Consider the following 13,621-nt stretch of genomic DNA (forward strand, 5'->3'; position numbering starts at 1 on the left):
ATCCGCTTTAAGCGGGCTGAACGGCCTGCCGTTGCGCCGCCAAGGCGGCAAGATCTGCAGGCTTCAATTCGACGGACTCGCCACAGCCGCAAGCAGATGTCTGGTTCGGATTGGTGAACGTAAAGCCCGAACGCAAGGTCGTGGTCTCGAAGCCCATTTCGGTGCCGAGCAGATAAAGCACGGCTGACGGCTCGACCCAGACCCTGGCGCCGTCGTGCTCGATCAGATCATCCTTGGGGTTCGGCTCACTCACCAGGTCGATGGTATATTCCATCCCCGCGCAGCCGCCCTTCTTGATGCCGACGCGAACGCCCTTGGCATCGGACCCGGAATTCTCGACGATCGCCTTTACGCGCGCAGCTGCGGTATCGGTCATAGTCATCACTGCAAAGCCCATGGGCTCATTCTCCTTCCGCAACCGGGGTCAAGATCCGGCGCTTCGAGTCTTAATGTAAAGCCGGCGGCCTAAAGCTTCAATACCAGCCGATGGCCACTTGCGCTTCTTCCGACATGCGGTCCGCGCTCCACGGCGGATCGAAGGTCATGCTGACGTCAACGCCGGAAACGCCTTCGACCGCGCCGACCGCGTTTTCGACCCAGCCCGGCATCTCGCCGGCAACCGGGCAACCGGGCGCGGTCAGCGTCATGACGATCTTCACCATGCGGTCGTCTTCGATATCGATCTTGTAGATCAGACCGAGTTCGAAGATATCCGCCGGAATTTCCGGATCGTAGACAGTCTTCAGCGCGGCGATGATGTCGTCGCTGAGGCGAGCCAGCTCACCCTCGGGAATGCTGGAATGCACGATCCCTTCGCGTACGTCGATCTTCTGTTCGCTTTCGTCGAGTGACATCGCTTGCCTCCTTAGGCGAAGAACTTGCGCGCATATTCCAGCGCATCCGCCAAAGCATCCACTTCGGCACGCGTATTGTACAAGCCGAACGATGCACGGCATGTGGAGGTGACGCCGAAGCGTTTCAAGAGCGGCTGGGCGCAATGCGTCCCCGCGCGCACCGCAACCCCCTGACGGTCGATCACCATCGACACGTCATGGGAGTGGATACCCGCGAGTTCGAAGGAGAAGATACCACCTTTTCCAGGTGCCGTGCCGAAAACTCGCAGCGAATTGATATCCCGCAGCCGCTCCGCCGCGTAGGCCGCAAGATCGGCCTCATGTCGGGCGATCGCCTCGCGGCCGATGCTCTCCATGTAGTCGAGCGCGAAACCAAGCCCGATCGCCTGCACGATCGGCGGCGTGCCGGCTTCGAAGCGATGCGGCGGGTCGTTATAGGTGACGTTTTCCTCGGTCACGTCGAAAATCATCTCGCCGCCGCCCTGGAAAGGCCGCATCTCGGCGAGCCTCTCCTTCTTGCCGTAGAGAACGCCGATGCCGGAGGGACCATAGAGCTTGTGACCGGTCATGACGTACCAGTCGCAATCGATATCCTGCACATCGACAGGCAGATGCACGGCGCCCTGCGATCCGTCGACCAGCACCGGAATGCCCCGCTCATGCGCGATGCGGCAGACTTCCTTCACCGGAACGATGGTCCCGAGCGCATTCGACATGTGGGTAATGGCGACGAGCTTGGTCCGTTCCGTCAGGCTTTTCTCGAAATCCTCGATATGAAACGCGCCTTCGTCGTCAACAGGCACCCAGACGAGCTTTGCTCCCTGTCTTTCACGAATGAAGTGCCAGGGAACGATGTTGGAGTGATGCTCCATGATGGAGACGACGATCTCGTCGCCTTCGCTCAGCTTCGGCATGCCCCAGCCATAGGCGACCGTGTTGATTGCCTCGGTCGAGTTCTTCGTGAAGACGATATCGTCCACCGACGGCGCATTCAGGAAACGGCGCACCTTTTCGCGCGCTGCCTCATAAGCTTCGGTGGCGGCATTGGAGAGGAAATGCAGGCCACGATGCACATTGGCGTATTCGCTGGAATAGGCATGCGAGATAGCATCGATGACGATCTGCGGCTTCTGCGCCGATGCGCCATTGTCGAGATAAACAAGCGGCTTGCCATGCACCGTCTTCGCCAGGATCGGGAAATCCCGGCGAATAGCTTCGACGTCATAGGCCGTTGCAGGCATGATCTTGTCCACGAGCTTTGCCTCCAATCAGGCGTGCTTTTCCAGCCAAGCAGAGATAACGCCTTCCAGCGCCTCGACCAGGGCTTCGTCTTCCAGTTCCTCGACGATCTCGGCCACGAAGGCGTTGACCAGCATGGCGCGGGCCTTGTTCTCCGGAACGCCGCGGGCCATCAGATAGAAGAGATGGTTGCGGTCGATATCGGCAACAGTGGCGCCATGGCCGCACTGCACGTCGTCAGCGAAGATTTCGAGTTCCGGCTTGACCGAAAATTCGGCATCGTCGGACATCAGCAGCGTGTTGCAGGCCATTTTGGCATCGGTCTTCTGCGCATCCGGTGCGACCCGGATCATGCCCTGAAAGACACCGCGCGCCCGGTCGAACACGACATTGCGAATGACTTCCGTCGATCCGGTGTTCGGAACGTCATGACCAAGCACCATCGTCACGTCGGTATGCGTATCGCCACCGAGCAGGTTGATGCCGCGCAGCGTCAGATCGGCGCCCTCGCCCGCTACCTTGATGTACAGCTCCTGGCGCACCAGCTTGCCGCCGGCATTGATGACGAACAGCCTCAGCTTGGCGTCCGTGCCCAGATCGATGCGGATCTGGCCGAGATGCGTATCCTCGCTGCCCTGCTCCTGCAGGATGATCCAGGTCACTTCGGCGCGCGCGCCGATCTTGACTTCGCTCACCGAGGAGACGAGCGCGGCAGCGCCTTCGACAGCCTGGTGGCGCTCGATGACCGTCGCCTTGACGTCGGCACCGAAGGAGACCGGGAGGCGGCTGTGAATCTGCCCGCCGGCATGAATGAACTGAACCTCCAGCGGCGCGTCGAGCTCGGTACCGTCAGGGAAATCGACGACATAGCCATCGCGCACGAAGCTGGCGTTGATGCGCCCGATGGCATCGTCCTTGTCGAGCGCCTCCAGACCGGCGGCGGCTGTGCCGCTGATCAGGCTATCGGCGTAGCGGCCGATCGTCAGCCCCTTGACGGCAGCCTTCTCGCTCGCCTTGCCCTGGAGAACGGAAAGCACCGAAGCCCCCTCCACCGTCGGGGCCAAAGCTTCCGCAAGACCCTTGCCGATATCGGTCGGAACCAGACGCAGCAGGTTCTTGAAATCGGTGTAATGCCAGGCCTCGATGCGACGCGTCGGCAGGCCCGCGGTCTTCAGATCATCAAGCAGGCGGTCACGAACGGCGAAAACTTCACCGTCACCCGGCAGATCGCCAAGCTGGTCGTTGTACGCCTCGATCAACGCCGTTTCGGCTGATGTCAAGCGGTTCGTCGTCTGAATGTTCATCGACGTATCCTTTCCGCCCCGATCAGGCCGCAGCCCCGATGATGTCGGCATATCCATTGGCTTCGAGTTCGTGCGCCAGTGTCTTGTCGCCGGACTTGATCACCTGGCCCTTGTAGAGGACGTGAACGGTGTCCGGAACGATGTAATCCAGCAGCCGCTGGTAATGGGTGATGACGATCACGGCGCGATCCGGAGAGCGCAGCGCGTTGACGCCATCAGCGACGATCTTCAGAGCGTCGATATCGAGGCCGGAGTCGGTCTCGTCAAGCACGCAAAGCTGCGGCTGCAGCAGCGCCATCTGCAGGATTTCGGCGCGCTTCTTCTCGCCGCCGGAGAAGCCGACGTTCAGCGGACGCTTCAGCATATCCATGTTGATCTGCAGCTTGGCCGCTGCTTCCTTGACCCGGCGGATGAAATCCGGCGTCGTCAGCTCGTCTTCGCCGCGCGCCTTGCGCTGCTCGTTGAGCGCTACCTTCAGGAACTGCATCGTGGCAACGCCAGGGATTTCGACCGGATACTGGAAGGCAAGGAAAATGCCCTTGGCGGCGCGCTCGGCAGCGTCGAGCTCAAGGATGCTCTCGCCGTTGTAGAGGATATCGCCCTCGGTGACCTCATAGTCGTCGCGGCCGGCGAGGATATAGGACAGCGTCGATTTGCCGGAGCCGTTCGGCCCCATGATGGCGGCGACTTCACCCGCCTTCACCGTCAGGTTCAGGCCATGGATGATCTCGGTGCCGTCTTCGGCGATGCGGGCATGCAGGTTCTTGATTTCAAGCATTGTAGAATCCTAACGAAGGAATGAACGTAGGGCGCGGCTGGCGCGCCAAAGCTAATTTTCTATGCGGGCGTCAGCCGACGCTGCCTTCGAGCGAGATGCCGATCAGCTTCTGCGCTTCGACGGCGAATTCCATCGGCAGTTCCTGCAGGACTTCCTTGACGAAGCCGTTGACGATCAGAGCGATCGCTGCTTCCGTCGGGATGCCGCGCTGCAGGCAATAGAACAGCTGGTCCTCGGAAATCTTCGACGTCGTGGCTTCATGCTCGAACTGCGCCGTCGAGTTCTTGGCTTCGATGTAGGGCACTGTGTGCGCGCCGCACTTGTCGCCGATGAGCAGCGAATCGCACTGCGTGAAGTTACGCGCGTTCGTCGCCTTGCGGTGAGCCGAGACCTGGCCGCGATAGGTGTTCTGCGAGACGCCGGCAGCGATGCCCTTCGACACGATGCGGCTCGACGTGTTCTTGCCGAGGTGGATCATCTTGGTGCCGCTGTCGACCTGCTGATGGCCGTTGGAAACGGCGATCGAGTAGAACTCGCCGCGGCTGTCGTCACCGCGCAGAATGCAGGACGGGTATTTCCAGGTGATGGCCGAACCGGTCTCGACCTGCGTCCACGAAATCTTGGAGCGATGACCGCGGCAATCGCCACGCTTGGTGACGAAGTTGTAGATGCCGCCCTTGCCGTTCTTGTCGCCCGGATACCAGTTCTGAACCGTCGAATACTTGATCTCAGCATCATCGAGCGCGACGAGTTCGACGACGGCCGCATGCAGCTGGTTTTCGTCGCGCTGCGGCGCCGTGCAGCCTTCGAGATAGGAGACATAAGCTCCCTCTTCGGCAATGATCAGCGTCCGCTCGAACTGGCCGGTATTCTTCTCGTTGATGCGGAAGTAGGTGGACAATTCCATCGGGCAACGAACGCCCTTCGGCACGAAGACGAAAGAGCCGTCGGTGAAGACAGCGGAATTCAGCGTCGCGTAGAAATTGTCTGATGTCGGAACGACGGTGCCGAGATATTTGCGCACGAGATCGGGATGCTCGCGGACCGCTTCCGAGATCGACATGAAGATCACGCCGGCCTTCTTCAGCTCTTCCTTGAAGGTGGTAACCACCGAAACCGAATCGAACACGGCATCGACTGCGATCCTCGACTGCTTGACGCCGGCAAGGATCTCCTGCTCGCGCAAGGGAATGCCGAGCTTCTCATAGACCTTCAAGAGCTCCGGATCGACGTCCTCGAGCGAGGTCGGGCCGGACGTGCTCTTCGGCGCAGCGTAATAGTAGATGTCGTTGAAATCGATCTTCGGATAGTCGACGCGGGCCCAGGTGGGCTCTTCCAGGGTCAACCAGCGGCGATACGCCTCAAGACGCCATTCCAGCATCCATTCCGGCTCCCGCTTCTTGGCGGAAATAAAGCGGACAATATCCTCGGACAGGCCCTTCGGAGCCTTGTCCATTTCGATGGTAGTTTCAAAACCATACTTATACTGGTCCACGTCGATCTGGCGAACCTGATCGACCGTTTCTTGGACTGCAGGCATTTCGTTCTCCAATCTCGCCGGATCCAAGGTCCGGCAGCTTGTCAACGTTGCGGCAGACTTATGTCTACCCTCTATGTAGTCGGCCAAAGGGGACTTTTCAGCCCACTTGGCAAGCGGAAATTTCCGTTTCCGCAAAATTGTGGCCGTCAGGCCGCGGCACCCGCCAGTTTGCGGCGGCCCGCAATGCGGGCAAGGGCCGCTATGGCGCGATCTACGTCCGCTTCGGTCGTGGCGGGGCCGAGTGAAATCCGAAGCGCTCCGAGCTTCGGATCGCATCCCATGGCGACAAGCACATGGCTCTCGCCGACCTTGCCCGACGAGCAGGCAGACCCGGCCGAAATAGCGACACCTTCGAGATCGAAGGCGATCTGCCCTGTCTCGGATTTCAATCCCGGCAGCGTGAAGAAGCTGGTATTCGGCACACGCGTTCCGCCCTCACCGTGAATGATGATATCGGGCGCGGCAAGCCGCATGCCTTCTTCCAGCCGATCGCGCAACGCGCCGATCCTGGCATTGCGGCCATCGAAGTCCACAAGCGCCGCCTCGGCGGCGGCACCAAAGCCGATGATGGCAAGCACGTTTTCCGTGCCGGAGCGATGCCCCTTTTCCTGGCCGCCGCCATGGATCAATGGCTTCGGCATCAGCACTTCGCCGCGCGAGATCAGCGCCCCGGCTCCTTTGGGCCCACCGATCTTGTGGGACGAGACGATCAGAAAATCCGCGCCGATCGCTTCGATATCGATCGCCACCCTGCCGGCTGCCTGCACGGCGTCGACAACGAATATGCCGCCTGCCGCCTGAACGAGCTTGGCCGCTTCATCGACAGGCTGAAGAATCCCTGTCTCGTTGTTGGCGAGCATGATCGCGACCATCGGCAGCCCGCTCGCCTTGTCATGCGCAGAAAGCAGCGCTTCAAGGGCTGCAAGATCGATCATACCGCCCGATGTCACCGGCACTTCGCTGATTCTGTCCTTCGAAAACCGGCCACCCTCGCGCACGGCCGGATGTTCGACGGCCGATACATAGAGATGGCTGACGGCAAGTGGCGTCCGTCCCATGCGAAACTCCGGTGTCAACACCGTATTGGCCGCCTCTGTGGCGCCGCTGGTGAAAACGACATGGGCCGGAGCAGCGCCCGTCAGGCTTGCAACCTGCCGGCGCGCGGCCTCGACGGCAGCACGTGCCGCCCTACCTTCCCCATGCACGGAATTGGGGTTGCCCTGAATATCCATCGCACGTAGCATCGCATCCCGCGCGGCCTGGTGAAGCGGCGCGGTGGCATTCCAGTCGAGATAAAGGCGCGTTGCCGCCATGATCTTCTTCCTGCCTGACGTTGCTTTGCTGCGTCCGGCTCATTTTCCTTGAAATTTCAGCCGGGCATGCCTTATGACACGTTCCATAAATCGTTGCACACACAACGCGCGGAACACCGCATCAAGTTTCGAATTGTTCTAAACTGCGTTCTAGAAAAGATGAGCGCATTCGTCAAGTCAACTTGCTGCGTGCCGTTGGGTTTGAACGCAGAAAAAGAAGAGCCGGAGTATCGATGCCCGAAGTTATTTTCAACGGCCCCGCAGGCCGCCTTGAAGGCCGCTATCAGCCCTCTAAGGAAAAAAGCGCCCCGATCGCAATTATTCTCCATCCGCACCCGCAGTTTGGCGGCACCATGAACAATCAGGTGGTCTACCAGCTCTTCTATATGTTCCAGAAGCGCGGTTTTACGACCCTCCGATTCAACTTCCGCGGCATCGGCCGCAGTCAGGGCGAATTCGATCACGGCGCCGGCGAGCTTTCCGATGCCGCATCGGCGCTCGACTGGGTCCAGAGCCTCCATCCCGATTCCAAAAGCTGCTGGGTTGCCGGCTATTCCTTCGGCGCCTGGATCGGCATGCAGCTGCTGATGCGCCGTCCTGAAATCGAAGGTTTCATGTCGATCGCGCCGCAGCCGAATATCTACGATTTCTCCTTCCTTGCTCCCTGCCCCTCGTCCGGCCTGATCATCAACGGCGATGCGGACAAGGTTGCTCCGGAAAAGGACGTCAACGGCCTCGTGGAGAAGCTGAAGACGCAGAAGGGCATCCTGATCACGCACAAGATCGTGCCGGGCGCCAATCACTTCTTCAACGGCCAGGTCGACACACTTCTGGGCGAATGCGAAGATTATCTCGATCGTCGCCTGAACGGCGAACTGGTGCCGGAACCGGCCGCCAAGCGCATCCGGTAAGAGAAACGCCTTTACCGGGCCATTCTGAACGTTGGGCATGAGATCCCGTCGATGACCATCGGCGGGTGATCCTGCATGCCGATCTTTCGCAGAACCCGCTGCGACGCCGCATTTTCCGGATGTGTGAAGGCGATGAACTGATTGGCCAAGCCACGCTGCAAGAACCATTGCGCCAGCGCGCCGGCGATCTCCGTCGCGTAACCATTGCCCCAGGCGTCGTTCCGAATCGAATAACCGAGCTCGAATTCACCGCGGCCGTTTTCCTCGTGAAATCGCGAAAAACCAGCGCGACCGATGAAGCGGCCGTCGTCCCGCTTCAGCATCTTGTATTTGGTCACCCCGTCGCGCGCTTGTTCGCCGAACCAGCTTTTCAGCCGCTCTTCGGCCTTCTCCAACGTCCATGGCGCCGCTCCGGAGAGATAACGCGTCGTTTCGACCGTCGAATGCAACTGCCTAATCAGCTCGGCATCGCCCTTGTTCCACATCGTCAAAACAAGGCGGGGAGTTTCGAGTATGATGGCGTCGCTCATCCGTCTGCCTGCTTTTTCGGGTAATACATGAAACTTGCGACTCATGTTCAATCACGACGGTCACCGGCCGGCAAGCCACTAAGCGCAGCGGGTCCGCTCCAGTCATCGCGATAGGCTGGCGCTCAAAGAGCAAGGGCCGCATACGCGGCCCCCGGATCGTCAGTCAAAATCACCGTTCAGTGACATGCAGGAAGCCCCGGCGCTCCGCACTTCTTCTTTTCCGGAGGCTTCGGCGGCGCAGGCGGGGGTCTCTTGACCTGCTGCGCAGCCTTCGGCTGGGGCTGCGGTCTCGGTTGAGCCTGAGGCTTCGGAGCGGGCGCCCTCGCCTGCGCGGTTGCGTGCGGCGCCGGCTTCGGCTGTGAGGCCACGGGGTTCACACGCTGCGGGGGCGCGGCTGCGACGTGCGGCTGATTGGTGTTGACAGGCTTTGGCTTGGCAGGTGCCTTCGCGGCAATAGCCGGCGCCGCTGGCTTTATCGTCTGACCATGGGCATTCGGCTTCGGCCCTGTGGCGACCGAATTCTGTTTCGCGTTCGGAGCGACTTGCGCCGCCGGGGTCTTTGCGACCTGATTCGGCCCCCTCGCTCCCGGAAGCGCATGCACACTGCCATTCGCACCCTGTGGGGCCGGCTTCGTCTGCGCCTGTCCTTGATTGGCGGGGGTCTTGCCGGCAGCCGGCAAGGGCTGGCCATTGGCACCAGGGAGCGCATGCCCTTTGCCATTCGCACCCAGTGGAGCGGGTTTCGCGCCAGCAGCGGCCGGATTTTGCACAGTGTTGGGCGCGGATTGTGGCGATTGCGCCTGCTTCGGCTGCACCTGCCCCTTATTGACCGGGGTCTTGCCAACGGTCGGCAAGGGCTGACCATTAGCACCGGGCAAAGCATGAGCGCCGGCATTTCCGGCTTGCGGCTGCCCCGAGGGTGCGGCAGGGGAACCTGCGGGCACCTTTACCACCGCCGCCGGGTTCTGCTTCTGCAGGACGGCCGCCTTCTGCACCGAAGGCGGCAGGGCGACATGCAGCGCCGCCGCACCGGCGCCGGCGACGACCGCTGCGCCGACGAGCTTCTGCCCTGTCGTCAGACCGGGTGCCGCAGGTTCAGCCCCGTTCTCGTTGACGGTCGTGTTGTTGATGATCGTATTGTTCTCGACCGTATTATGAATGTTGTTGAAGATGATGTTGTTTTCGGGCGGCGCGATATCGCGCGGCGGGAGCACCCAGCCCGGAACCGGAACGAAGACCGGCGCCGGCAGGACGTAAAGGTCGACCGAGGGCTGCGGTGGCGCCAACACGACGAAATCCGGCGGCGGCGGCGCCAGGAAAACAACTGGCGGCGGTGGTGCATAGCCGAAATCGGCATCATCGAAATAAAGAACGGGCCGATCGATATAGACGATTTCCGGCAGCGGTGGCGGCGGCACGTCATACTCGATCACGGTGAAGGACGGAGGCGGCTCGAGCGCTGCGTCGAAATGCTCGAGACGGCGGCGGGCATCCCAGACATGCGGGCCGCGTGGATAACGTCGCAGATAGGACCAATAGGCCTCCGGCGTATCCGCGATCCACGTCTCGCGCCAGGTGATCGCCTCGCGACGGGCAGCGATAATGGCGCGTACACGTCTCGCCATGGAGTCGTTCGGATAGGCGGCGAGGAAATCCTCGTAGCCTTGCAGCGAGTCACGGTCGAGCGCCGCGAAATAGGCATCCTTCTCATCGAAATCGCGGATCGCCTTCGTACGGATTGCCGCGTTGTCGTAACTGGACACCTGGGCTGCCGGCGCATCGGGTCCACGATCGAAGAAGGTGAAGGCGTTGTTGAATTTAGACGCGTCCCAGGAGATTTCTGCGCCCTTGGTCAGATCGCTCACTCGCAGGCGCGTGCGATCGAATACGTCGCCGAGCGAAAGGCCGCCGACGCGAATCATTTCCGCCAGCGCATGGGCATAGGAGCCATAGGGACCTGCTTCCGGCGGCGCGACGGTGCCGGGCGCCGCATTGAATGCGATCAACTGATTGGCGTCGGGTTCGACAAGCGTCAGGCCGCCGGCAAGCGGCTGATTGGACTGCGCGAACGGATTGGCCCGTGCCGCGTCGAGCACCACAATGCTGCCGCGATTGTTGATCGCCGCCAGCGATTTGGTGAAATCGGTTACCCGGATCGCCTCGACGGGAACATCCGTGGCATTGGCGATCTGCGCATCCACCGGCACGAAATAATTGTCGCCCTGGTATTGAAGCCCATAGCCCGCCAGATAGACGAAAGCCACGGTATCAGGCCCCGAGGCGTTCGCTTTCGCCAGGAAGTCCCGGAGTGTATCTCGCAACCCGTTCTGGTCGAGGTCGCGCGCGCCGATGACATCGAAACCCGCAGCCTGCAACGTCTGCGCAATCAAACCGGCATCATTGGCCGGCGTCGGCAACGCGCCCGTCTTGTAGGCGGCGTTGCCCACGACGAGCGCTATTCTCTTTTCAGGGGAACCTTGCGCATCGGCCGGGCTCGTGGCGACGATACCGGCCAAAACCAACGCGATGGCAAAAAATGCCCAGATCATCTTTTTGAATGACAATCCCATCATCGGAAGCAGAGGTGACATACCGGTTTCTTTCGGGAAACATGTGGCGCGCACGGGATCAACGATAAATGAATAGGATTTGATTTGGGCGAATACGCGGCGGCTTCGGGGCGTTGTTACGATGTATTCACGTTGAGAAGCGTCTGTTTACAAATCCGGGCCGCCGCTCCACCGGGCTGAAACTCGGCATTCGCACCCAACCAAAATGGTGACGCGCTCACAAATCAATGCTAAACGCGCCGCGACGTTCAACAACAGCGATTGTGCCGCATGATCCATTTATGCGGCCTCGAGAGACCAAGATCATGGCTGAGTTCAAATCCGACTTCCTGCGCACCCTGAAAGAGCGCGGCTTCATTCATCAGATTTCCGATGAAGCAGGCCTCGACGACCTTTTTGCCAAGGAAACGGTGACCGCCTATATCGGCTTCGATCCCACAGCATCGAGCCTGCATGCGGGTTCGCTGATCCAGATCATGATGCTGCACTGGATGCAGGCGACAGGCCATCGCGCCATCTCGCTGATGGGCGGCGGCACCGGCATGGTCGGCGACCCCTCCTTCAAGGAGGAGTCTCGCCAGCTCATGACCATCGACACGATCGAAAGCAACATCGCTTCGATCAAGCGCTGCTTCTCCAACTACCTCACCTACGGCGACGGCCCGAAGGATGCGTTGATGATAAACAACGCCGAGTGGCTGCGCTCGCTGAACTACCTCGAATTCCTGCGCGATGTCGGCCGGCATTTCTCGGTCAACCGCATGCTGTCCTTCGACAGCGTCAAGACGCGCCTGGATCGCGAGCAGTCACTGTCCTTCCTCGAGTTCAACTACATGATCCTGCAGGCCTACGACTTCGTCGAGCTGGCCAAGCGCTATGACTGCCGCCTGCAGATGGGCGGCTCGGATCAGTGGGGCAATATCGTCAATGGCATCGACCTCGGTCACCGCATGGGGACACCGCAGCTCTTCGCGCTGACCTCTCCACTGCTGACGACCTCGTCGGGCGCCAAGATGGGCAAATCCGCCTCGGGCGCGGTCTGGCTGAACGCCGACCTGCTCTCGGCCTACGACTTCTGGCAGTACTGGCGCAATACCGAGGATGCTGATGTCTCGCGCTTCCTCAAGCTCTACACCACCCTGCCGATGGGTGAGATCGCACGGCTCTCGGCCCTTGCCGGGTCGGAGATCAACGAGGTCAAGAAGATCCTTGCGACCGAGGTCACCGCCATCCTGCATGGCCGCGCGGCGGCGGAACAGGCCGCCGAGACGGCGCGCAAAACCTTCGAGGAAGGCGGCCTGTCCGAAAACCTGCCGTCCGTCGATATCCCCGCTGCGGAGATCGATGCGGGCGTCGGCCTTCTGTCGCTGATCGTTCGCGCCGGCTTGGCCGGTTCGAACGGCGAAGCCCGCCGCCACGTTCAGGGCGGTGCGGTGCGCATCAACGACGAGGCCGTCAGCGACGAGCGCAAGGTCATCGGCAGCGGCGAAATCACCGCCGATGGCATCATCAAGCTGTCGCTGGGCAAGAAGAAGCACATCCTGATCCGCCCGGCGGCTTGAGCAGCCGGTCACACGACTACGAACAAAGCCGGCGCATCTCGCCGGCTTTTTGTACTCGCCGCGCAGACTGAAAACCGCCGACCGATAAAGTGATGTGGACGATCAGTCGACGAAGGCAGCGCCAGTCCGCAAAGCGGATATGGGCCGCAGGAAAGACGACATAGCAGCTCCTAATCGCTCGGGCTGATCATATGGAACGCCGTGACCGGCATCGGGGATCAATTCATATCGAAGCAAGGGATTGAGCTCCCGCAGCTCACGAGCCGTATCCAGCGAAACGCCCCCTTTGTCTCCAATCACGAGAAGGATCGGGGCGTGCATGCTCTGAATGAGCTCGCGATAGTCAGGATTTGGCGGCGTGAGCACTTCGAACGCGGACATACTGGTCTGAAGTCTTGCATCGACCAGGCATTCCAAAATCTCCGCCGACGGGGATGGGTGTCGAAGCGCGCCTGGGCAACCAGATCAGCCCTGCCCAACGCCATGGATCGCCGATGTTCCTCAGCGATATCGCTTTCAAAAACCTCGCGCTGCCACTCTGGACTTATGAAGGTCGGATCGACCAAGATAAGGCCGGAGATTGCCGATCCAAGCTGGCGAGCCGCGACGGCTGCTGTCGGATCGCGGACTACCGGTTCGTCCTCTGTCAGGACATGAAACTCCGGAGGTGGATTATGGATGAGATTCCGGTGATCAAAACAAGGCCCAAAGGCCGGAGCCTTACGCAGAGTATGTTGATTCCAAGCGAGGAGATGGTTGCTCGCGCGTTATGGGCAGCGCCCCCAGGACAATTATCTGCCGTAGGCGAAGTAAGAAAGGCGCTCGCCAGTCAATATGGAGCAGATGCCTGCTGTCCTATCACCGTCCAGCGGCACTTGGCTCAGATCAGCGAAAACGGCACCGCTCCGTTTTGGCGCGTCGTGGATCCCGATCGACCATTTGCCCGACGTATGAAAGGTGGACCAGAACGCATACGGCAGCGATTGGTGGAAGAAGAACGAGCTGTTAAATGAGCCGCCC

At 60.7% G+C, this 13,621-nt stretch carries 12 protein-coding genes; 3 read left to right on the top strand and 9 right to left on the bottom strand.

Going from position 1 to position 13,621, the window contains the following annotated elements:
- Positions 1–7 precede the first annotated feature (7 nt).
- From sufA to AB8B29_RS07745, 7 genes are all read right to left on the bottom strand, one after another.
- A complete protein-coding gene (sufA, locus tag AB8B29_RS07715; RefSeq protein ID WP_037202315.1) occupies positions 8–397 on the bottom strand; it encodes a Fe-S cluster assembly scaffold SufA in 390 nt (129 codons plus the stop codon).
- Positions 398–473: 76 nt separating this feature from the next.
- The gene (locus tag AB8B29_RS07720; RefSeq protein ID WP_034504882.1) at positions 474–854 is read right to left on the bottom strand and encodes an SUF system Fe-S cluster assembly protein; all 381 of its coding nucleotides are present in this window, start codon (positions 852–854) and stop codon (positions 474–476) included.
- Between the two features lie 11 nt (positions 855–865).
- A complete protein-coding gene (locus tag AB8B29_RS07725; RefSeq protein WP_037202829.1) occupies positions 866–2,107 on the bottom strand; it encodes a cysteine desulfurase in 1,242 nt (413 codons plus the stop codon).
- Positions 2,108–2,122: 15 nt separating this feature from the next.
- On the bottom strand, positions 2,123–3,397 hold the full coding sequence (gene sufD / locus AB8B29_RS07730) for a Fe-S cluster assembly protein SufD (protein ID WP_047556797.1): 1,275 nt from the start codon (positions 3,395–3,397) through the stop codon (positions 2,123–2,125).
- Between the two features lie 22 nt (positions 3,398–3,419).
- Positions 3,420–4,175, bottom strand: a complete 756-nt coding sequence (gene sufC / locus AB8B29_RS07735; protein WP_037202319.1) for a Fe-S cluster assembly ATPase SufC — start codon at positions 4,173–4,175, stop codon at positions 3,420–3,422.
- Positions 4,176–4,245: 70 nt separating this feature from the next.
- Positions 4,246–5,715, bottom strand: a complete 1,470-nt coding sequence (sufB, locus tag AB8B29_RS07740; RefSeq protein WP_037202320.1) for a Fe-S cluster assembly protein SufB — start codon at positions 5,713–5,715, stop codon at positions 4,246–4,248.
- Positions 5,716–5,861: 146 nt separating this feature from the next.
- On the bottom strand, positions 5,862–7,028 hold the full coding sequence (locus AB8B29_RS07745) for a cysteine desulfurase family protein (protein ID WP_113118628.1): 1,167 nt from the start codon (positions 7,026–7,028) through the stop codon (positions 5,862–5,864).
- A 233-nt stretch (positions 7,029–7,261) separates the two neighbouring features.
- Between AB8B29_RS07745 and AB8B29_RS07750 the strand changes: the two genes are divergently transcribed.
- The gene (locus AB8B29_RS07750) at positions 7,262–7,939 is read left to right on the top strand and encodes an alpha/beta hydrolase (protein WP_034504875.1); all 678 of its coding nucleotides are present in this window, start codon (positions 7,262–7,264) and stop codon (positions 7,937–7,939) included.
- 11 nt (positions 7,940–7,950) lie between these two features.
- Here AB8B29_RS07750 and AB8B29_RS07755 read toward each other — a convergent pair whose 3' ends face one another.
- Together AB8B29_RS07755 and AB8B29_RS07760 are read right to left on the bottom strand one after the other, a co-directional pair.
- Complete coding sequence (locus AB8B29_RS07755; protein WP_113118629.1) at positions 7,951–8,469, bottom strand: GNAT family N-acetyltransferase; 519 nt, start codon at positions 8,467–8,469, stop codon at positions 7,951–7,953.
- Between the two features lie 176 nt (positions 8,470–8,645).
- Positions 8,646–11,060, bottom strand: a complete 2,415-nt coding sequence (locus AB8B29_RS07760) for a caspase family protein (RefSeq protein ID WP_113118630.1) — start codon at positions 11,058–11,060, stop codon at positions 8,646–8,648.
- A gap of 284 nt (positions 11,061–11,344) precedes the next feature.
- Here AB8B29_RS07760 and tyrS point away from each other — a divergent pair, with 284 nt between their 5' ends.
- Complete coding sequence (tyrS, locus tag AB8B29_RS07765) at positions 11,345–12,601, top strand: tyrosine--tRNA ligase (protein ID WP_113118631.1); 1,257 nt, start codon at positions 11,345–11,347, stop codon at positions 12,599–12,601.
- 674 nt (positions 12,602–13,275) lie between these two features.
- Entirely contained in the window at positions 13,276–13,614 is a 339-nt protein-coding gene (locus AB8B29_RS07770; protein WP_037202830.1) for a hypothetical protein, read from the top strand.
- Positions 13,615–13,621: the final 7 nt, after the last annotated feature.

This window comes from Rhizobium sp. 11_C7_N12_5 (assembly GCF_051811145.1).
GTDB classification, from domain to species: Bacteria; Pseudomonadota; Alphaproteobacteria; order Rhizobiales; family Rhizobiaceae; genus Rhizobium; species Rhizobium lusitanum.

Excerpts from the sequence above, each read along its gene's own strand:
- sufB (WP_037202320.1), bottom strand. The coding sequence starts at position 5,715 with ATGCCTGCAGTCCAAGAAACGGTCGATCAGGTTCGCCAGATCGACGTG.
- sufD (WP_047556797.1), bottom strand. The coding sequence starts at position 3,397 with ATGAACATTCAGACGACGAACCGCTTGACATCAGCCGAAACGGCGTTG.
- sufC (WP_037202319.1), bottom strand. The coding sequence starts at position 4,175 with ATGCTTGAAATCAAGAACCTGCATGCCCGCATCGCCGAAGACGGCACC.
- AB8B29_RS07745 (WP_113118628.1), bottom strand. The coding sequence starts at position 7,028 with ATGGCGGCAACGCGCCTTTATCTCGACTGGAATGCCACCGCGCCGCTT.
- AB8B29_RS07720 (WP_034504882.1), bottom strand. The coding sequence starts at position 854 with ATGTCACTCGACGAAAGCGAACAGAAGATCGACGTACGCGAAGGGATC.
- AB8B29_RS07750 (WP_034504875.1), top strand. The coding sequence starts at position 7,262 with ATGCCCGAAGTTATTTTCAACGGCCCCGCAGGCCGCCTTGAAGGCCGC.
- AB8B29_RS07755 (WP_113118629.1), bottom strand. The coding sequence starts at position 8,469 with ATGAGCGACGCCATCATACTCGAAACTCCCCGCCTTGTTTTGACGATG.
- sufA (WP_037202315.1), bottom strand. The coding sequence starts at position 397 with ATGGGCTTTGCAGTGATGACTATGACCGATACCGCAGCTGCGCGCGTA.
- AB8B29_RS07770 (WP_037202830.1), top strand. The coding sequence starts at position 13,276 with ATGGATGAGATTCCGGTGATCAAAACAAGGCCCAAAGGCCGGAGCCTT.
- AB8B29_RS07760 (WP_113118630.1), bottom strand. The coding sequence starts at position 11,060 with ATGTCACCTCTGCTTCCGATGATGGGATTGTCATTCAAAAAGATGATC.
- tyrS (WP_113118631.1), top strand. The coding sequence starts at position 11,345 with ATGGCTGAGTTCAAATCCGACTTCCTGCGCACCCTGAAAGAGCGCGGC.